General features: G+C 61.4%; 16 protein-coding genes and 1 pseudogene. 5 read left to right on the top strand and 12 right to left on the bottom strand.

Features of this window, described 5'->3' with window-relative positions:
* Positions 1-83: 83 nt before the first annotated feature.
* Positions 84-1,874 (bottom strand): class I poly(R)-hydroxyalkanoic acid synthase, encoded by a 1,791-nt coding sequence (phaC, locus tag VSX56_RS02385; protein WP_350934554.1) that lies wholly within the window; start codon positions 1,872-1,874, stop codon positions 84-86.
* 127 nt (positions 1,875-2,001) lie between these two features.
* Between phaC and phaZ the strand changes: the two are divergent.
* Positions 2,002-3,306, top strand: a pseudogene (gene phaZ / locus VSX56_RS02390) (polyhydroxyalkanoate depolymerase); the annotation flags it as partial.
* A gap of 463 nt (positions 3,307-3,769) precedes the next feature.
* Here phaZ and VSX56_RS02395 read toward each other — a convergent pair.
* The 3 genes from VSX56_RS02395 to VSX56_RS02405 all read right to left on the bottom strand — a co-directional run bounded on the left by VSX56_RS02395 (position 3,770) and on the right by VSX56_RS02405 (position 7,153).
* Positions 3,770-4,561, bottom strand: coding sequence for a pyrroline-5-carboxylate reductase family protein (locus VSX56_RS02395; protein ID WP_350934556.1), 792 nt, complete (start codon positions 4,559-4,561; stop codon positions 3,770-3,772).
* A gap of 205 nt (positions 4,562-4,766) precedes the next feature.
* Positions 4,767-6,572, bottom strand: a complete 1,806-nt coding sequence (locus VSX56_RS02400; protein ID WP_350934658.1) for a TRAP transporter large permease — start codon at positions 6,570-6,572, stop codon at positions 4,767-4,769.
* A 2-nt stretch (positions 6,573-6,574) separates the two neighbouring features.
* Positions 6,575-7,153: a TRAP transporter small permease subunit gene (locus VSX56_RS02405; protein WP_350934558.1), complete on the bottom strand. Its 579-nt coding sequence runs from the start codon at positions 7,151-7,153 to the stop codon at positions 6,575-6,577.
* Positions 7,154-7,735: 582 nt separating this feature from the next.
* Between VSX56_RS02405 and VSX56_RS02410 the strand changes: the two genes are divergently transcribed.
* Positions 7,736-9,481: an acetolactate synthase 3 large subunit gene (locus VSX56_RS02410; RefSeq protein ID WP_350934560.1), complete on the top strand. Its 1,746-nt coding sequence runs from the start codon at positions 7,736-7,738 to the stop codon at positions 9,479-9,481.
* A gap of 63 nt (positions 9,482-9,544) precedes the next feature.
* On the top strand, positions 9,545-10,105 hold the full coding sequence (ilvN, locus tag VSX56_RS02415; RefSeq protein WP_339112068.1) for an acetolactate synthase small subunit: 561 nt from the start codon (positions 9,545-9,547) through the stop codon (positions 10,103-10,105).
* A gap of 58 nt (positions 10,106-10,163) precedes the next feature.
* Here ilvN and VSX56_RS02420 read toward each other — a convergent pair whose 3' ends face one another.
* The 4 genes from VSX56_RS02420 to VSX56_RS02435 form a co-directional block, all read right to left on the bottom strand.
* On the bottom strand, positions 10,164-10,502 hold the full coding sequence (locus tag VSX56_RS02420) for a hypothetical protein (RefSeq protein WP_350934563.1): 339 nt from the start codon (positions 10,500-10,502) through the stop codon (positions 10,164-10,166).
* Between the two features lie 157 nt (positions 10,503-10,659).
* Positions 10,660-11,370, bottom strand: a complete 711-nt coding sequence (locus tag VSX56_RS02425) for an alpha/beta fold hydrolase (protein WP_350934565.1) — start codon at positions 11,368-11,370, stop codon at positions 10,660-10,662.
* 148 nt (positions 11,371-11,518) lie between these two features.
* Entirely contained in the window at positions 11,519-12,265 is a 747-nt protein-coding gene (locus VSX56_RS02430) for an alpha/beta hydrolase (protein ID WP_339112065.1), read from the bottom strand.
* Positions 12,262-13,539: an MFS transporter gene (locus VSX56_RS02435; RefSeq protein ID WP_350934567.1), complete on the bottom strand. Its 1,278-nt coding sequence runs from the start codon at positions 13,537-13,539 to the stop codon at positions 12,262-12,264. The genes VSX56_RS02430 and VSX56_RS02435 overlap by 4 nt, the downstream gene beginning before the upstream one ends.
* 187 nt (positions 13,540-13,726) lie before the next feature.
* Between VSX56_RS02435 and thrS the strand changes: the two genes are divergently transcribed.
* A complete protein-coding gene (thrS, locus tag VSX56_RS02440) occupies positions 13,727-15,673 on the top strand; it encodes a threonine--tRNA ligase (RefSeq protein WP_350934569.1) in 1,947 nt (648 codons plus the stop codon).
* Between the two features lie 228 nt (positions 15,674-15,901).
* Positions 15,902-16,108 (top strand): cold-shock protein, encoded by a 207-nt coding sequence (locus VSX56_RS02445; RefSeq protein ID WP_339112062.1) that lies wholly within the window; start codon positions 15,902-15,904, stop codon positions 16,106-16,108.
* A 157-nt stretch (positions 16,109-16,265) separates the two neighbouring features.
* Here the strand turns inward: VSX56_RS02445 and VSX56_RS02450 are convergent, their stop codons facing one another.
* From VSX56_RS02450 to VSX56_RS02465, 4 genes are all read right to left on the bottom strand, one after another.
* Positions 16,266-16,553, bottom strand: coding sequence for a helix-turn-helix domain-containing protein (locus tag VSX56_RS02450; protein ID WP_339112061.1), 288 nt, complete (start codon positions 16,551-16,553; stop codon positions 16,266-16,268).
* 125 nt (positions 16,554-16,678) lie between these two features.
* A complete protein-coding gene (locus tag VSX56_RS02455; RefSeq protein WP_350934572.1) occupies positions 16,679-17,002 on the bottom strand; it encodes an arsenate reductase family protein in 324 nt (107 codons plus the stop codon).
* Between the two features lies 1 nt (position 17,003).
* Entirely contained in the window at positions 17,004-17,681 is a 678-nt protein-coding gene (locus VSX56_RS02460) for an ABC transporter ATP-binding protein (RefSeq protein ID WP_339112059.1), read from the bottom strand.
* A complete protein-coding gene (locus VSX56_RS02465; RefSeq protein WP_350934574.1) occupies positions 17,674-18,966 on the bottom strand; it encodes a lipoprotein-releasing ABC transporter permease subunit in 1,293 nt (430 codons plus the stop codon). Before VSX56_RS02465 ends, VSX56_RS02460 begins: the two co-directional genes overlap by 8 nt.
* Positions 18,967-19,049 lie beyond the last annotated feature (83 nt).

Raw genomic sequence — 19,049 nt, forward strand, 5'->3', positions numbered from 1 at the left:
CAAATCAAGTGTTTTGTGCCGCGTTGCAGAAATTTTACACAGCGTAAAGCACAAACGGATCCGGCCCCTCGGGGCCGGATCACTCATAGCACGATGGTTTCGCGCACATAGCTGCCGGGCGCCTCGCCCAGAATCTGATGCCCGCCCTCGCCCGGAGTGCGTGCGGCAACCTCACGACCCGATTGCGCGGCCAGCCATTCGGCCCATCGCGGCCACCATGTGCCCTCGTGGAACTCTGCCGCCGCCAGCCACTCATCGGCATCCTCGATCGGCGCGGACGAGGTATAATGGCCGTATTTCTGCTTGCTGGGCGGATTCACGATCCCCGCGATATGGCCCGATTGCGCCATGATGAACTCTTTATCCTTCGAGCCCATTTGCGAGATCCCTTTGAAGGACGCCTTCCACGGCGCGATGTGATCGGTCTCGCAGGCAATCGCCATCAGCGGCACCGTCACATCCGACAGTTTCAGCTCCTCGCCCATCAGGGTGAAGCAGTCCTCGGCAAAGAGGTTCTGCTGGCACAGGCCGCGCAGATATTCCATCGCCATCTTGCCCGGAAGATTGGTGGCGTCCCCGTTCCAGTAAAGCAGATCGAAGGCGGGCGGCGCCTCGCCCATCATGTAGCTGCGGATCGCGGGACGCCAGATCAGGTCGTTCGAGCGCAGGAAGGAGAAGGTGCGCGACATGAAGTAGCTCGAAAGCACCCCGTCCACGCGGCATTGCACCTCCAGCCCGTCCACGAAATCATCCTGCAGGAAGGACACGAACTCGCCCTGATCCGAGAAATCGGTGAGCGTGGTGAAGAAGGTCGCACAATTGATGGAATGGTCGCGCCGCTTTTTCATCAGCGCCAGTGTCAGGCTGAGCGTGGTGCCCGCGATGCAATAACCGATGGCATTGATCTTGGCCACGCCGGTCTCGGATTTCACCTGTTCGATGGCATCCAGATAGCTCTCGATATAGGTCTCGAAGCCCACATCGGCAAAGCTCGCATCGGGGTTTTTCCAGCTGACCACAAAAACGGTGAAGCCCTGCTCGACTGCAAACCGGATAAAGCTGTTCTGCTCCTTCATATCGAGGATGTAGAACTTGTTGATCCAAGGCGGGAAGATCAGCAGCGGCGTGCGATAGACCTTTTCGGTTTTGGGCGTGTACTGGATCAGCTCGAACATCCGGCAGCGATAGACCACTTTGCCCTCGGTAGTGGCCAGATTGCGCCCGACCTCGAAGGCCGTGCGGTCGGCCAGTGTCACCAGAAGATCGCCCTGATTCTGTTCGACATCGCGCACGAGGTTTTCGAGCCCCTGCACGAGGCTCTCGCCCTCGGTCTCGATCGCGCGTTCGAGCGCATCGGGATTGGTGGCGAAGAAATTCGTGGGCGCCATCATGTCCACCAGTTGCTTGGTGAAATATTTCAGTCGCTTACGGTCTTTTTCGGCCAGTCCGGGGAGCGCATCCGTAGCCTCGTCTATGGCGCGCGAGGCGATCATATATTGCTGTTTGACGAAGTTGAAATAGGGATGGGTGGCCCAGAGCGGGTTGGAGAAACGCTTGTCCTCGGGGCCGGTATCCTCGGGCGGGCGGAACCCCTGAGTCGCCAGCGCATGGGTCGCCTGAATATAGTGGCTCATTGCATCGCCCCAGTATTTCACTTGGGCTTCAAGGATTTGCGCCGGTTTATCGGATAGCTCCTTCATGACGGCGGCAGTGGTCGACATATAAAGATCGACGCCCGGCCCCTCCAGAGAAGGGTTCGGCATACGTCTGCGGCCCAAAGCTTCGACCAGACGTTGCGAAAGCTGTTCTATTCTTGCCAGATTCTCCTGCATTTTCTGCGATGCAGCAGAAACCTGTGTCTCCCCTGTTGTCATGACCTCGCGCTCCTCCTATCTTTTTCTCAACCATAGACTTCTCTTCTCTACGGTAAAGCGGGCATTCAGCAGATTTTCACCTCAAGCGTGTGAAATGTCCGGACTGGTCGGCCAAAGGAGCGACGCGATGAAAGGCATCTATAGCTACGATCTGATGGAGAGCATCAGGAACACCAATGAATGGATCGGCGCCTCTGCGCGCGCGATGGCGTCCTACCCTGTCTTCGGCCTGTCCCCGAACCCCGCTTACCGCATGCTCGAATCATGGGGGGCGGTGACCGAGCGCAGCTTCTCGCGCATGGTGATGAAACCCGATTGGGGCATCCGCGCCATCGCCGCCGCCGACGGGCGGGACCATATGGTCGAAGTCGATACTATCATGGACAAGGCCTTCGGCTCGCTGATCCATTTCAACGTGCAGGGCCGTGACAAGATGCCCCGCCGTATCCTGCTCGTGGCCCCGATGTCGGGCCATTATGCGACGCTGATGCGCTCGACAGTGATCTCGCTTCTCCCCGATGCCGAGGTCTATGTGACCGACTGGAAGAATGCCCGCGACATTCCGGTGAGCGAGGGCAAGTTCGACGTCGAGGACTATACGCTCTATCTCGTCGATTTCATGCGCGAACTGGGCCCCGATATCAACGTGATCGCGGTCTGTCAGCCGGCACCGCTGGCGCTGGCCGCCACCGCCTATCTGGCGGAAGAGGACCCCAAGGCCCAGCCGCGCACGCTGACCCTGATCGGCGGCCCGATCGACCCCGATGCCGCCGCCACCGAAGTGACCGATTTCGGGCGCCGCATCACGATGGGCCAGCTCGAGCAGATGGTGATCCAGCGTGTGGGCTACCGCTACAAGGGTGTGGGCCGCATGGTCTATCCGGGCCTGATGCAGCTGGCCTCTTTCATCTCGATGAATGCCGAGACCCATGCCAAAGCCTTCCTCGACAAGATCATGAACGATGCCAAGGACGGCCCCGCCGAGCGCGACCGCCACAACCGCTTCTATGACGAGTATCTCTCGGTCATGGACATGACCGCCGAGTTCTATCTCTCGACGGTGGAGCGTATCTTCAAGGGTCTGGAGATCGCGCAGAACAATTTCACCATCAAGGGCAAGAAGATCGATATCGGCAAGATCACCACGGTCGCGGTGAAAACCGTCGAAGGTGAGAAGGACGATATCTCCGCCCCCGGCCAGTGTGTGGCAGCCCTCGATCTGTGCACTGGTCTGCCCGACAGCATGAAGCAGCAGCATCTGGAACCCAAAGCGGGCCATTACGGCATCTTTGCCGGTGGGGCATGGCGCAACAATATCCGCCCGCTGGTGCTGGAATTCATTGACGATCACGCCTCCGACGAGGAGCTTTCGCGCGAGGTGAAGGTCAATAGCGGTGTGACACCGATGGGCGCGCGCAAGGCCCGCGCCCGCAAACCGGCGGCAGCCGCCGCAACTGCGGCCGTGACCAAATCGGAAGAGCCGAAAAAGGCCGCGGCCCCTGCCCGCAAGCCGCGCGCAACCAAGCCCAAATCGGCCACCAAAGCCGCATCGGCTCCTGTGGCAACGTCTGCCGCCCCCGCCCCGTCGCCCGCAGCACCCGCAGCACCGAAAGCCGTGGAAAGCAAACCGGCAGAGCCCAAGCCCGACCTCGCGAAGACGGAGCCCGCAAAGGCCGAGCCCGCAAAGGTCGAGACGGTAAAGGCCGAGGCTCCCAAGCCGGCAGCGGCCTCCCCGCAGACCGAAACGGCAGCAAAACCTGCCGCGCAAGCCGAGGCCGCAAAGGACGACGCAAAGAACTAGGGACGGGCCTCGGCCTCTCCGCAATGAAAAAGGGCGCGACCTCGTCGCGCCCTTTTTCATTGGTGTTGCCCCGACAGGCAAACGCCTGCTACCGTCAGCCCCCGATCTCGCGCGCCTTTTGCGCTGCCGCATCGAGCCCGACAAAGATGCCCTCGCGGATCCCGCTCTTGCGCATGACCCGCAATCCGGCGGCTGTCGTGCCATCATAATCGATCATGCCCTGCACATGCTGCGCGGCCCGCGGTGCCTCGGAAGACAGCAGCTGCCCCGCCCCCAGAAACAGCTGGCGCGTGGCCCGATCTGCGGTCTCCGGCGCAATACCGTGCTCTTCCAGATAGTCCTGCATATATTCCGCAAACAGCGCCACAAAACCCGGCACGGGGCCTGTCATCGCCGTGAAAAGCGCAAGATCCGCCTCGCGCTCCAACCTGTCGCACTGGCCGAGCGCGCCGAACATCGTCTCGATCTGCACGACCATATCGGAGGTAGGCTCCTCTTGCGCGACCCATGGCGAATAGGCCAGCCCACCGGAGGCGGCGGGGCTCGACATGGCCCGCACCAGCTGCGCCCCCGGTGCGATGCGGCCAAGCCGGGAAAAATCCACCCCCGCCATCACCGAAGCCACCAGCCGCCCCTCGAACCGGATCCGCAGCGCTCCTGCCTCGGCCGGGGGCAGCACCAGCACGGCTATATCGCATAGATCGCTGATCTCCCCGAGTTCCTGCGACAGCCCGACCCCCTCGAATACCGCAGGGAGCGGCCTGTCGCTGCGGCTGAAGATTGTCAGATTGGCGGCGGGCATGCCTGCCTTCAGGAGCCCCAACACCATAGCATGGCCAAGCATTCCGCGCCCGCCGACAAATCCGATCCTCATCCGTTCCAGCATATCTCTCTCCTCCCGATCCTGTTCTACCCCACTAGGCCCGATCGGACGGCGCGGAACAAGAGCGGATCAGACCACGGCTCCGGCGCAACGGGTCGGAACGCCGCGGCAGCCGATCCCGATCAACGGATAGCCCGCCCGCCCCGGCAGCGGAGGGGACGATATGGAAACGGCGGCCCGAGGGCCGCCGTTTCCTTGACTGTGTCGCTCAGTTCAGTCCGCCAAGCCCTGCGGGTGCGGGAATGCCCAGACTGGCATCTCCGCCCTGCGGCGGCTGGGCCGGTTGGCCGGTTGGCGCACCGGGCATGCCCAATGGCGGCAGACCCAGCGGGTTCGACCCCGCGCCACCCGAGGGGGCGCCGCCCAGCGGTGCAAGACCGCCGCCGATCCCGCCCAGACCCGGCATATCCGGCAGCTTCATCTCGATGCTCGCCGGATCGATGGTCGGGCCCTTGTAGTGCATGACCATCTGCGGGAAGGCGATCACCAGCCCGATCATCGCGATCTGGATGAAGAGGAAGGGCACTGCCCCCCAATAGATCTGCGAGGTCTTCACGGGCGCGATCGTCTTGCCGGTGATACGGTCGAGATAGGGCACTTTGGGTGCCACCGAGCGCAGGAAGAACAGCGCGAAACCGAAGGGCGGGTGCATGAAGGAGGTCTGCATGTTGACGCCCAGGATCACCCCGAACCAGATCAGGTCGATCCCCATGGCTTCCGCCGCCGGTGCCAGGAGCGGCACGATGATGAAGGCCAGCTCGAAGAAATCGAGGAAGAAGGCGAGGAAGAAGACCAGAACCGAGACCACCAGCAGGAAGCCGATCTGTCCCCCCGGCAGCGAGGTCAGCAGATGTTCGACCCACAGATGCCCGTTCACCCCGTAGAAGGTCAGCGAAAAAACTCGCGCGCCCAGCAGGATGAACATAACGAAGGCCGAGAGACGTGTGGTGGCGGTCAGCGCGTCGCGCACCACATCGAATTTCAGCCGCCCCTTCATCGCCGCAAGGATCAGCGCGCCAACCGCGCCCATCGCCCCGCCCTCGGTGGGCGTCGCCACCCCGAGGAAGATTGTGCCGAGCACGAGGAAGATCAGCGCCAGCGGCGGAATCAACACGATCACCACCTGTTGGGCCAGACGGCTCATCAGATTGGTCTTCAACCCGCGATCGGCCAGCGCGATGACATAGGCCACGATTACGGCGGCGAAGACCGCGAGAATACCTGCGTCATTGGCCGGATGGTTCGCCGCCAGATAGAGGTCGGTGCCATAGAAAACCGCGACCGCAATCGCCAGCACCACGATCAGCGAGGTCACGCCCGAGCCCAATGTGCGCGCCTCTTTCGGCAGTGCGGGCATGGCGTTCGGGCGGATGATCGATACGACGAAGACATAGCCCAGATAGAGCCCCATCAGGATCATACCGGGGATCAGTGCGCCCTTATACATATCGCCCACGGACCGGCCCAGCTGGTCGGCGAGGATGATCAGCACCAGCGAGGGCGGGATGATCTGCGCCAGAGTGCCGGAAGCCGTGATCACGCCAGAGGCGATCTTGCGGTCATAGCCATAGCGCAGCATGATCGGCAGCGAGATCAGCCCCATCGCGATCACCGAGGCCGCAACCACGCCGGTGGTCGCCGCCAGCAGCGCGCCCACGATGACCACGGCATAGGCCAGACCACCGCGCACGGGGCCGAAGAGCTGGCCGATCGTATCCAGAAGATCCTCGGCCATACCGGATTTCTCCAGCATCAGCCCCATGAAAGTGAAGAAAGGAATGGCGAGCAGGGTCTCGTTTGACAGGACCCCCCACATCCGCTCCGGCATCGCGTTGAGCAAGGGCCAGCTGAGATGGATCGAGCCACCCGACATCGGTGCCAGAAACACCCCGATGACAAAGAACAAAAGACCATTGGCCGCCAGCGAGAAGGCCACCGGATAGCCCAAAAGCAGGAAGATCACCAGCGAGGCGAACATGATGGGCGCAAGGTTCTGCGCGATCAGCTCCATCAGCATTACAGAGCCTCCTCTTTCACGACGGGTTCATCGGACATATCGCCATGCGCCGACTGGCCCGCATGCGGGTCCTCGATAAGCCCGCGCAGGGTGGCAATCTTCTTGATGATCTCGGAGATGTTCTGCGCGAAAAGCAGGATGAACCCCACCAGCAGCAGCATCTTTGCCGGCCACAGGATCAGGCCGCCCGCATTGGTCGAGACCTCGCCCGAGCGCAGCGAGAGCATGACATAGGGATAGAGGAAATAGAGCATGAGCAAGGTGAAGGGCAGCAGGAAGACCACATGCCCGAACAGATCGATCCAGTTCTGCGTGCGCCGTTTCAGCGCGCCGTAGAGGATGTCGATACGAATATGCTCGTTCTTCTGCAGCGTATAGGCTGCGGCCAGCAGGAAGGCCGCCCCGAAGAGATACCATTGCAGCTCGAGCCACGCGTTGGACGAGATGCTGAAGACCTTGCGCACCACGGCATTGACCGCGCTGACGAGGATCGCCAGCAGGATAAGCCATGAGACGGATTTTCCGATGAACTCATTCACGCGGTCAATGACCCGCGCAAACGCCAGTAAGGCGCCCATAATTTCCCTCCCTCACATCAGGTCCCGATGGGCAGGACCACATGATGACATATTTCTTCGTCCAAACGGCGCCGCTTGGTCAAGACAATTGCCCCAATCTGGTGAGATTAATTGACCACTTTGCAGATTTACCGCAGTCTGGAACTCAAAAACCATGAAGATTTACCGATCCGGCCTCGCTTACCATGTCTCGCGCGGATGTGAACCCATTTAAGCCTGCCCCGCCGGTAAATTTCCGAATCCGGCGGATGAACACTGCAAAACCTCTCACGGTTTTGCGATTATTCCAGCTTTATAGGATTTCAGCGCAATAAAAAGTTATAATTTGGCCGATTGAAATCATATTATTTCGGATTTTGCGATTGACGGGCCGGACGGTGCGACATAATGTGCCGCCAACCACAGTGAAAGGATTAGCGATGAACTCGCTCCTCGTCGTCATTAGAAGGAAGCGCATGGGCCGGTAACGGTTAGACCATGATGGTTCCCATGCGCCCCCGCCACAGGTCGGGGGCTTTTTCATATCGACACACTGGGTTGGATTGGAACGGGCCCGATCACGGGCAATGGATGGAGTATGCGATGTCACGGCAGATGACTGGCGCGAAAATGGTGGTTCAGGCGCTCAAGGATCAGGGTGTCGAAGTAATCTTCGGCTATCCGGGTGGCGCTGTCCTGCCGATCTATGACGAGATTTTCCAGCAAAACGACATTCGCCATATCCTTGTCCGCCATGAGCAGGCCGCTGTTCATATGGCCGAAGGCTATGCGCGCTCGACCGGCAAACCGGGCGTTGTGCTGGTCACCTCAGGCCCCGGGGCCACGAATGCGGTCACCGGCCTGACCGATGCGCTGCTCGATTCCATTCCGCTGGTCGTGCTGTCGGGTCAGGTGCCGACCTTCCTGATCGGCACCGACGGGTTCCAGGAAGCCGATACCGTGGGCATCACCCGTCCCTGCACCAAACATAACTGGCTGGTGAAAGAGACCGAGGAGCTGGCCGCCACCCTGCACGAGGCCTTCCACGTGGCGACCTCGGGCCGTCCGGGGCCGGTGCTGGTGGATCTGCCGAAAGACGTGCAGTTCGCCCTCGGCACCTATTCCGAGCCGAAACAGGTGGATGTGAGCCATTATACACCCAAGGTGAAAGGCGATATCGAGGCGATCACCAAGCTCGTCGAGCTGATCGAAAACGCCAAGAAGCCCGTCTTCTATACCGGCGGCGGTGTGATCAATTCGGGCTCGGCCGCGTCGCAATTGCTGCGCGAGCTGGTCGATGGCACCGATTTCCCGATCACCTCCACGCTGATGGGCCTCGGTGCCTATCCCGCCTCGGGCAAGAAATGGCTCGGGATGCTGGGGATGCATGGCCTCTACGAGGCCAATCTGGCGATGCATGATTGCGACCTGATGATCAATGTGGGCGCGCGCTTCGATGACCGGATCACTGGTCGCGTGGCCGATTTCTCGCCGGGGTCGACCAAGGTCCATATCGATATCGACCCCTCCTCGATCAACAAGATCATCCCCGTGCATCTGCCGATCGTGGGCGATGTGGGCCATATTCTGGAAGACGTCCTCAAGGTCTGGAAAGCGCGTGGCCGCAAGACCAACAAAGAGGCCATTGCCGAATGGCACAAACAGGTCAACGAGTGGCGCGCCGTGCGCTGCCTCGCCTATACGAACTCGGAAAAGACCATCAAGCCGCAATATGCGCTCGAGCGTCTGCAGGCCCTGACCGCCGGTCGTGACCGCTACATCACCACCGAGGTGGGCCAGCACCAGATGTGGGCCGCGCAATATCTGCATTTCGACGAACCCCATCGCTGGATGACCTCCGGTGGTCTGGGGACGATGGGCTACGGCTTCCCCGCCTCGATCGGCGTGCAGATCGCCCATCCCGAGGCACTGGTGATCAACGTGGCGGGCGAAGCCTCGTGGCTGATGAATATGCAGGAGATGGGCACCGCGACCCAGTTCCGCGCACCGGTGAAGCAGTTCATCCTCAACAATGAACGGCTCGGCATGGTCCGCCAGTGGCAGGAATTGCTGCATGGCGAGCGCTATTCCTCGAGCTGGTCCGAAAGCCTGCCCGATTTCGTGAAGCTGGCCGAGGCCTTTGGCTGGAAGGGCATCCAGTGCCATGATCCGGCCGATCTCGATGACGCGATCATGGAAATGCTGAACCATGACGGTCCGGTCCTGTTCGACTGCCTTGTCGAGAAGCACGAGAACTGCTTCCCGATGATTCCCTCGGGCAAGCCGCATAACGAGATGCTTCTGGCCGCCGATGCGCAGGCCTTCAAAGAGGGCGCCGCTCTCGTGTAAGCCTGATCGGGCGGGTGCGCCCCGCCCGAGCGCTGAAACGCATGGATTGAAAGGAGACCGGCCATGGCCGCTCTGAACATCAAACAAGGCTCCACGAGCCATTCGGCCTATGACCTGCGGGATTTCCATTCCGATGTGGTGCAAAGCCATACTCTGGCGCTGATCGTGGAAAACGAGGCGGGCGTTCTGGCCCGCGTGATCGGGCTTTTCGCGGGGCGCGGCTATAATATCGACAGCCTCACCGTGGCCGAGACCGATCACAAGGGCCACCGCTCGCGCATCACGATCGTGACCCGCGGCACCGTTGCCGTGATCGAGCAGATCAAGGCACAACTTGGCCGGATCGTGCCGGTCCATGAGGTGATCGACCTGACGCTCGAGGGTCAGGCGGTCGAGCGCGAGCTGGCACTGATCAAGGTGGTAGGCTCTGGCGACAAGCGGATCGAGGCACTGCGGCTTGCAGAGATCTTCCGCGCCAATGTGGTCGATTCCACGCTCGAGAGCTTTGTCTTCGAGATGACCGGCGCGCCGGAAAAGATCGACGCCTTTGCAGAGCTGATGCGCCCCTTGGGCCTGAGTGATGTGGCCCGCACAGGTGTCGCGGCGCTCTCGCGCGGCGTCTGAAACAGCAAAAACAAAAACGCGGCCCCAGAGGCCGCGTTTTTTGTTCGCAGGGTTACGTTCAGGGATGGTCCTGCCGTGGTAGCCCGCCATTCAGCGCGCCTTCGATCATCCGCATCAGCTCGTCCACGCGCCGGGCCTCTGCCATATGCCGGTCGAGCACGGCATCCGCCCCGTTCGTACCAGCGGCCGCCCGCGATGACGGTTTCGAGAAAGCGGGACAGCAGAGCACATCATTTGCAGGCTGGCTCCCCTTCTCGCGTCCAACCCCGAAGAATCTGCATTTGACCAAATCACGCCCGCTATCGGTCGCCGTGACGCGGATTGCGCCACCCGACATCTGGCGATGATCATAGACGAGACCGCTCGTTCTGAAAGTGCAGCTCACGATATGGATCATCTGGCCCTCCTCGCCATTGATCGCCTTCGTGTAAGGCAATGAAAAAACAGAACACACTATTCACCGTAAAGAAGAGAATAGAGGCGCAAAAGTTCTTTCTGCCTCTCCTCGACGACACTGTCGGAGAAACATTAACAAATAACAAATTTTAAATCGATTATTTGAATGATACAGGGGCGTTGAGCCATTCACGCAGCGCGGATGTCACCGCTTCGGGCTGTTCGAGAGGGGTAAGATGCCCTGCCTGCGCGATCTCGGTATAGGTTCCATGCGGGATCAGCTCGGCCAGGAACTGGTGTCTGCGCGGCGGGCAGATCGTGTCATGCACGCCGCAAAGAAGTAGCGCCCGCACAGGCGAGTTGCGCAGAAGCCGCTGCTGGTCAGGACGGCGCATCAACGCGCGGGACTGCGCGGCAAAACGGTCGGGACCGAGCGTCTGTGCCATATCCAGCATCATCGCTTGCACATTGATCCGGCTCTCGCCCTCGGCCAGAGCACTCGCGGGCACCTCCTCGAGCATCGCATCATCAAGACGCCCCGTCTTGGCTTTCAGAATGCGCTGTTCGCGCAGCCCGGCCATCGTGGGGGTTTCGGGTAGCGGCGAGACATTGATCATCGCGATCCGCGTCACACGCTCGGGCGCCTGCCGCAGAACCTCCATGGCCACCAGCGCCCCCAGCCAGTGCCCCGCCAGCGCAAAACGCGGCGGTGCCTCGGCCAGAACGCTGCGCGCCATCTCCTCGATGCTGTCGCCGCGCAAAGGACAGACCATCACGGCGCGCTCGGCCGAAAGCTCGGCCAACTGATGCCAATAAAGCCGCGCGTCACTCATGAAGCCCGGCAGCAGAACCAGCGGTTCAGCGGTCATTGCTCGAATTCCCTTCTCCACCCTCGGCGGCTTGCCCGCTCTTACGCGTAATGTGACCGATGGAGCCAGAGGATTGAAGCGCAAACGTCATGTCCCCGTCATGTTTTCGCCGCGCCTGCGGCACCGGGGAGGACTGCCGGTCGTGCCGTCAGGGAATACGCGCCAGCACATCCGCCACGGCGCGTTCGATCATCTTCAGGCAATCCTCGTCCGAGAAACGGTGATCGGCCCCCCTGACCAGTGTCAGGGTCAGATCGGGGCAATCCGCGTGGTTCAGCAGCCGGATCGCCCAGTCATAGGGCACGGCCTCGTCATCGGTGCCCTGCAACAGCCGCGTCGGGAAGGGGAGCGACAGCGGATCGCGCAGCACCAGCCGGTTGCGGCCATCCTCGATCAGGCGGCGGGTGATGATCATCGGCGCCCCGTATTCTGACGGTATGGCGATATGGCCCTCGCGTTCGAGTTTCTCCCGCGTGGCCTCGTTAAAGCTTGCCCAGTATCCGTCCTCGGTAAAATCGGGAGCAGCCGCGATCGTCACAAGCCCCGCCACACGGTCGGGGATGGTGCGCGCCACCAGAAGCGAAACCCAGCCCCCCATCGACGAGCCGACCAACACCTGCGGGCCGGAGGTCAACGTGGTGATTGCGGCCATCGCATCCTCGAACCAATCACCGATCGCGCCCTCCTCGAATGTGCCCGATGACACGCCATGACCGGAATAATCGAAGCGCAAAAAGGCCTTGCCCTGCGCCTTGGCCCATTGCTCGAGCGCCAGCGCCTTGGTCCCCTCCATATCCGAGCGCAAGCCACCCAGAAACACGATCCCCGGCTCGCTACCCTCGATACGGTTATAGCCGATCTTGCGGCCTTCGGCTGTGGTCAGGAAATCGGTCATGTCTGAACCTCGGTCAGTTTCGTTGCAATCCAAGCGCCCGCCACAGACATCACAAGAAAGACCCAGATGACAAGGGGCACCGAGACACTTCCCAATGCGGCGGCCCCTGCCCCCGCGATCAGCAGGAAGAGCCCTACTACTGTATTGGAGACGGCGGTGTAATCGGCCCGCTCCCCGGGGCCTGACATATCCACAAGATGCGTCGAGCGCCCCTGACGCACCCCATGATAGGCCAGCATCAGGCAGAAGAGCACCAAGGGCATCGCCCAGACGGTCTGTGCGAGGCCCGAGGCGTTGAGCCCCAGCGCCAGCGCCAACGCCACGGCGGCTGCAAGCCCCGCATAGATCAGCACACGGCGCGAGGAGCGGTCCGAGAGCCGCCCCCAGATATAAGCCGACAGGACCGCAGCCACGGACGATGCCAGCACAAGCCCGCCAAGCTCGGCAAAATCTTGGCTTCCCTTGGCCGCCAGCAACACCAGATAGGGCGGCGCCAGAGCCGTTCCCACCAATAACGAACGCGCGATGACAAAGAGCCGCAGCTGGCGGTCCTCGCGCATCAGGGTCCATGGGTTGGGCAACCCGCTCTCGCCGGTGCCGCCGTCATCCTCCTCGACCATCAGCGCCATCATCACCGCCCCGAGAATCCAGCCGATGGCCGCCAGACCAATCGCCACCTCGACCAGCGCGTAGCGATCTACGGGGATGAAGAGCAGCACCAGCGCAAAAATGACCACTGCCGCCGAGCCAATGGTCGAGGCCGTGCCCGTGACCGTGCCGCGGCGACTCTGGCCGATGGTCTTGCCCAGAACGTCCTTATAGGCCACCGAACAGGCCGAGCGCGCCACCGCCAGCACTGCCAGCAGCGCCACGATGACCATCCCCGCGACCGCACCCTCGAGCCGCAACCCCGCCAGCGCGATCCCGCCAGCTGCCAGCCCCTGCACCGCCGCGCCCAGAGCCCAGACCCATTTGCGCCGACCGCGCCCGTGGATCAGCGCGGCCGTGAAGATCTGTGGCAAAAGCGCCCCTGCCTCGCGCACGGGCACCAGAAGGCCGGCATAGAAGGCCCCGGCGCCCAGATGGTTCAGGAGCCAGCTGAGCACCAGTTTGGGGTCGATCAGCCCGTCTGCCGATTTCGTGGCTCCCAAGCCCACGATGTGGCGCAGGAAATTGGCCGGTTCGGCCTTCAATGGTGCAGCCTCCAACCCGCCATCGCGGTCAGGATCATCGACAAGACGGTTGAACAGGGACCGGCTGAACTGGCTGGGCATGGGGACCTCGCTTTGGCTTCCACGAATAACGGCGCCGTGAGCACGCGGTTCCGTCTAATCCCCCGATTCTGCGGGGCAATCCATTTCTGAGACTTGACACCACAGGCCGCCGGTCGCACAAGGCCCGCACGAACATAACTTGCAACCGGGCGTTCCGTGGGCGCCAAACCGACGAGGAGGACGACAGATGTCCCAGATTACCCTCACCTTCCCCGATGGAAACCAGAAGCAGGTCGATGCCGGCATTACGGCTCTGGAAGTCGCCGAAGGCATTTCCAAATCCCTGTCGAAAAAAGCGATTTCCGCGCAGGTGAATGGCCAGCATTGGGATCTGCAATGGCCGATCCGCCAGGATGCGCAGATCGCCATCAACACCATGTCCGATGACGCGCCCGCGCTGGAACTGATCCGCCACGATCTGGCCCACATCATGGCCCGCGCCGTGCAGGAGATCTGGCCGGATGTGAAAGTGACCATCGGTCCGGTCCGCGACAATGGCTGGTTCTACGATTTCGACCGCGCCGAGCCCTTCACTCCCGAAGACCTCGCGGTAATCGAGAAGAAGATGCGTGACATCATCAATGCCCGCGAGCCGGTGAAGACCGAGCTGTGGTCGCGTGAGGATGCGATCAAATATTACGAGGACAGGGGCGAGCCCTTCAAGGTCGAGCTGGTCAACCGCATCCCCGAGGGCGAGGATCTGCGGATGTATTGGCATGGCGACTGGCAGGATCTCTGCCGTGGTCCGCACCTTGTCCATACCGGCCAGGTGCCTGCCGATGCGTTCAAACTGACCCATGTGGCGGGCGCCTACTGGCTGGGCGATTCGACCCGCCCGATGCTGCAGCGCATCTATGGCGTGGCCTTCAAGTCCAAGAAAGACCTGAGCGCCTGGACCACGATGATGGAAGAGGCCGCCAAGCGCGACCACCGCCGTCTGGGCCGCGAGATGGATCTCTATCACATGCAGGAGGAGGCCCCCGGTCAGGTCTTCTGGCACCCTAATGGCTGGACCATCTACACGACGCTTCAGGACTATATGCGCCGCAAGCAGCGCGCTGACGGCTATGTCGAGGTGAATACGCCGCAGGTAGTGAACCGCAAGCTGTGGGAAGCCTCGGGCCACTGGGAAAACTATCAGGAGAACATGTTTATCGTCGAAGTGGACGAGGATCATGCCCGCGAGAAAACCGTTAATGCGCTTAAACCCATGAACTGCCCCTGCCACGTTCAGGTGTTCAATGTGGGGCTGAAATCCTATCGCGACCTGCCCCTGCGCATGGCCGAGTTCGGCTCGTGCAACCGCTATGAACCCTCGGGCGCGCTGCACGGGATCATGCGTGTGCGCGGCTTCACGCAGGATGACGCGCATATCTTCTGCACGGAAGACCAGATCGAGACGGAAACCGCGAAATTCATCAGCTTCCTCGCCGGTATCTATTCGGATCTGGGCTTCGACAACTGGACGATCAAGCTCTCGACCCGTCCTGAGAAGCGCATCGGCTCCGAAGAAAGCTGGGACCGCGTCGAGGCCGCCCTTGGCAATGCGTGCAACCACGCGGGCTATGAATACGAGATCCAGGAAGGCGAAGGTGCCTTCTATGGCCCCAAACTCGAATTCACCCTGACCGATGCGATCGGGCGTGAATGGCAATGCGGCACGCTGCAGGTGGACCCTAACCTCCCCGAGCGTCTGGATGCGAGCTATATCGGTCAGGATGGCGAGCGTCACCGCCCTGTCATGCTGCACCGCGCGGTTCTGGGCTCGTTCGAGCGGTTCATCGGCATGCTGATCGAGAACTTCGCAGGCAAGCTGCCCCTGTGGCTCGCGCCGCGTCAGGTTGTTGTGGCCTCGATCGTCTCGGATGCCGATGACTATGTGCGCGAAGTGACCGAGGCCCTGAAAGCCCGCGGCATCCGTGCGGAGGCCGATACCCGCAACGAGAAGATCAACTACAAGGTGCGCGAGCATAGTCTCGGGAAAGTGCCCTATATCTTCGCGATCGGGATGAAAGAAGTCGAGGACCGCACCGTTTCGGTGCGCAAGCTGGGCGAGAACCGGACCGAGATCGTTGCGCTCGATGACGTTCTCGCAACGCTCGCATCGGAAGCTATGGCCCCTGATCTGCGCTGATTTTTAGGGCAAATCCGGCCATGCCGCAGTGCAACATCACAGAAAGGTGAGGGAGTTCGCTTCCTCGCCATTTCGTCATTGCATTTTCATGCACATGCTTCATCTTCGTAGATGCGTGTAACGCTGACTTTCTACCCCGTGCCCTTAGGCTGCCGGGCGACTTGGAAGACCAGGCAGCGCGGCCCGGTTGCAATATCGCCGCCGGGAAGACCTGAAGGAGATACGGGAATGGCCACTGGCACCGTAAAATGGTTCAACACCACCAAAGGCTACGGATTCATCGCGCCCGATGAAGGCGGCAAGGATGTGTTCGTGCATATTTCTGCAGTCGAGCGCGCAGGGCTGACCGGCCTCGCCGACAACCAGAAAATCGAGTACGAACTGATCAGCGGCCGTGACGGTCGTGCCTCTGCTGGTGACCTCAAAGTTCTCTGAGCTTTGACTATAGACGCATCTGAACGGCCCGAATTTCGGGCCGTTTTTTCGTGTCCGGCCACGAGATAGGCATGGGGCTGCGCGGTTTTGCCGGTGCGGTGCCGCAAAAGAAAAACGCGCCACACGGGCGCGTTGTCTACCATGCCTGTTCAGGCGTTCATTCGCTGAGATCTGTCTCGGGCACCCCGAGCACCTCCGAGGCCCGGCGGCGGATATCGGCCCCGAGTGTCTCCTGACGGCCCTCGATCCGGGCAAGACGCGCGGGGGATATCCCGATTGCCTCTGCCAGACTTGCGGTCGGCAGATTGGCCGCATGACGCCATGCACAAAGCGGCGTCGCTCCTGCCGTGATCCACGCGAGATGTGTCCAGTAATCAGGGCGCACTGAGGCAACCGGGCGGACTGGCGCAGACATAATCTGGGCAGGGCTGCTAAGCTGAACCATACGGAATCCTTCCGTTACTTCCTAATCTTCACCACTATGAACGACGACGGTTAAAAATTCCGACGCATCCGGCGGCATATTTGGCTAGAAAACGTGAGCTGGCAGAGAAAGTTCCCGCCAGCCCCTTAAAACCAGTGGCTTTGAGCGTCTTTGGTCCAGCCGAGTGTCATCGCGCCATTGGCTACAATGACAGGCCGCTTCATCAGGGTCGGGTGCTCCGCCAGCAGGTCCAGAACGGGTCCGGACCGCGCATCCTCGTCGAGCCCGCGCCATGTGGTCGAGGATTTGTTGAGAAGCTTGTCGCCGAAGGCCGCATAAAAAGCCTCCAGTTGATCCTGCGACAGCGGCGTCTCGCGGATATCGTGAAACGCCACCTCTTTGCCCGCCTGTTCCAGCGCCTTGCGGGCCTTGCGGCAGGTATCACAGGTCTTGATACCGTATAGGTCCATCTTATTCCCTCAGAACTCCCTCCTCGAGCCGGAGAACCCGATCCATCCGCTTCGCAAGATCCAGATTATGGGTCGCGATCAGAGCGGAGAGATTCGTCTCCCGCACAAGGTCCATAAGGGCAGCAAATACCGTGTCCGAGGTCTGGGGATCAAGATTGCCCGTGGGCTCATCGGCAAGAAGAAGCCGAGGCTTGTTGGCCAGTGCACGGCAGAAGGCCACGCGTTGCTGCTCGCCCCCCGATAGCGCCGAGGGACGGTGGCTGGCGCGATCCTTGAGTCCCACCCGTTCCAGAAGCGAGCGCGCATGGGCCGTGGCCTCGCTACGCGCAATCCCGTTGGCGAGCTGTGGCAGGATGATGTTCTCCTCGGCGGTGAATTCGGGCAGCAGGTGGTGGAACTGATAGACAAAGCCCAGCGAGTTGCGCCGTGCCTGTGTGCGCTGCTTGTCGGAAGCGCGGCCCAGATCCTCGCCATCGATCATCACTCCGCCGGTGTCGGGCGTGTCCAGAAGGCCCGCGATATGCAGGAGCGTCGATTTGCCGGTGCCCGAGGGCGCAACCAGCGCCACGACCTGCCCCGGTGCGATGGACAGATCGAGACCGCGCAGCACGGCGATCTCTTTCGGCGTGCCGCGGTTATAGATCTTCTCGATCCCCGAGAGTTGCAGGACATCATTCATAGCGCAGGGCCTCCACAGGGTTCAGGCGCGCCGCGCGGCGGGCAGGGAAAATGGTCACGATGAAGCTCAGGCCCAGCGAGAGCCCCACGGATTTGACGATATCCATCACCTGCAGCTTGGCGGGCAATTCGTAGATGCCGCGCACCGAGGCATCCCAGACATCGCCGCCATTGAGCGCGTTCAGCCCGTCGATGATATGCTGGACATTAAGCGAGAAGACGACCCCGAGGATCAGCCCTGCGAAGGTGCCGATGATCCCCGTAAACGCCCCGCACAGGAAGAACACGCGCAGGATGGAGCCTTCGGTCAGCCCCATCGTCCGCAGGATCCCGATATCGCGGCCCTTGTTCTTGACCAGCATGATGAGGCCGGAGGTGATATTCATCGAGGCGATTAGCACCAGCACCGAGAGGATAATGAACATCACGTTGTCTTCCATCGTCAGCGCCTTGAGGAAGCTCCCCGAGCTGTCGCGCCACGACCAGAGCATGGTGCCCTCGCCGCCCGCCTCCATCAGCTGGGGCGTCCAGTCATCCACATTCTCGGGGTCGGTCACGCTGACATCGATCTCGTCGGCGCCACCCTCGCGGTTGAAATAGCTCTGCGCTTCCTTGAAGGGCATATAGATGCGGGTCTGGTCGATATCGTAGCGCCCCGCCGAGAAGATATAGGTGACCGTATAGGCCGAGACCCGCGGGCTGGTGCCAAAGGCGGTCTTGGCTCCTTCGGGCGACAGAAGCCGCAGCTTGTCGCCCAGACCGATCCCCAGATCCCGCGCCATACCCGCGCCGATGGCGATACCCTGATCGAAATTGTCTAAAGACCCGATCGCCTCGTCGGAATGCGCCACGCCGGGGATCTTTTCCAGATCCTGCAGGCGGATACCGAAGACCTGCCCCACATTATTTCGGTCATTGAAGGTGGCCATGACCTGCCCCTTCACGATGGGGGCGGCATCGGTCACGCCCGGAATGGCGGCGATGCGTTTGGCGCGCTCGTCATAGTCGCGGATGATCCGGCTATAGACGCCCGAGCCCTCGACTACCTCGGTCGGGGCCGAATAAACGGTCACATGCGGATTGGCGCCCAGAATGGTATCGACAAACTCCGCGCGGAAGCCCGCACGCACGGCCAGCGTGATGATGAGGGCCGCGACCCCGAGCGTGATACCGATCAGGCTGATCCAGGTCATCACCGAGACCCCGCCCTCGGCCCGTCTTGCCCGCAAATAGCGCCAGGCAATCATAAACTCAAACGCCGAGAAGGGCCTGCTTTGGCCAGCCATATGGTCTCTCCGATAAACGTAACCGCGCGGCACAGTTGCGGCGTGCGGAGCAAAGGTCAAGCGCTGGCGAGGGCCACCCGCAT

This window comes from Thioclava kandeliae (genome assembly GCF_040297545.1).
In the GTDB taxonomy this organism is placed as follows: domain Bacteria; phylum Pseudomonadota; class Alphaproteobacteria; order Rhodobacterales; family Rhodobacteraceae; genus Thioclava; species Thioclava kandeliae.

Bases quoted from the DNA above. Each gene is read 5' to 3' on its own strand.
- VSX56_RS02435 (WP_350934567.1), bottom strand. From the start codon at position 13,539: ATGCCCAGCCAGTTCAGCCGGTCCCTGTTCAACCGTCTTGTCGATGAT.
- VSX56_RS02455 (WP_350934572.1), bottom strand. From the start codon at position 17,002: ATGGACCTATACGGTATCAAGACCTGTGATACCTGCCGCAAGGCCCGC.
- phaC (WP_350934554.1), bottom strand. From the start codon at position 1,874: ATGACAACAGGGGAGACACAGGTTTCTGCTGCATCGCAGAAAATGCAG.
- VSX56_RS02395 (WP_350934556.1), bottom strand. From the start codon at position 4,561: ATGCTGGAACGGATGAGGATCGGATTTGTCGGCGGGCGCGGAATGCTT.
- VSX56_RS02430 (WP_339112065.1), bottom strand. From the start codon at position 12,265: ATGACCGATTTCCTGACCACAGCCGAAGGCCGCAAGATCGGCTATAAC.
- VSX56_RS02460 (WP_339112059.1), bottom strand. From the start codon at position 17,681: ATGAATGATGTCCTGCAACTCTCGGGGATCGAGAAGATCTATAACCGC.
- VSX56_RS02420 (WP_350934563.1), bottom strand. From the start codon at position 10,502: ATGATCCATATCGTGAGCTGCACTTTCAGAACGAGCGGTCTCGTCTAT.
- VSX56_RS02450 (WP_339112061.1), bottom strand. From the start codon at position 16,553: ATGGTTCAGCTTAGCAGCCCTGCCCAGATTATGTCTGCGCCAGTCCGC.
- VSX56_RS02425 (WP_350934565.1), bottom strand. From the start codon at position 11,370: ATGACCGCTGAACCGCTGGTTCTGCTGCCGGGCTTCATGAGTGACGCG.
- thrS (WP_350934569.1), top strand. From the start codon at position 13,727: ATGTCCCAGATTACCCTCACCTTCCCCGATGGAAACCAGAAGCAGGTC.
- VSX56_RS02405 (WP_350934558.1), bottom strand. From the start codon at position 7,153: ATGGGCGCCTTACTGGCGTTTGCGCGGGTCATTGACCGCGTGAATGAG.
- VSX56_RS02465 (WP_350934574.1), bottom strand. From the start codon at position 18,966: ATGGCTGGCCAAAGCAGGCCCTTCTCGGCGTTTGAGTTTATGATTGCC.
- VSX56_RS02410 (WP_350934560.1), top strand. From the start codon at position 7,736: ATGTCACGGCAGATGACTGGCGCGAAAATGGTGGTTCAGGCGCTCAAG.
- VSX56_RS02445 (WP_339112062.1), top strand. From the start codon at position 15,902: ATGGCCACTGGCACCGTAAAATGGTTCAACACCACCAAAGGCTACGGA.
- ilvN (WP_339112068.1), top strand. From the start codon at position 9,545: ATGGCCGCTCTGAACATCAAACAAGGCTCCACGAGCCATTCGGCCTAT.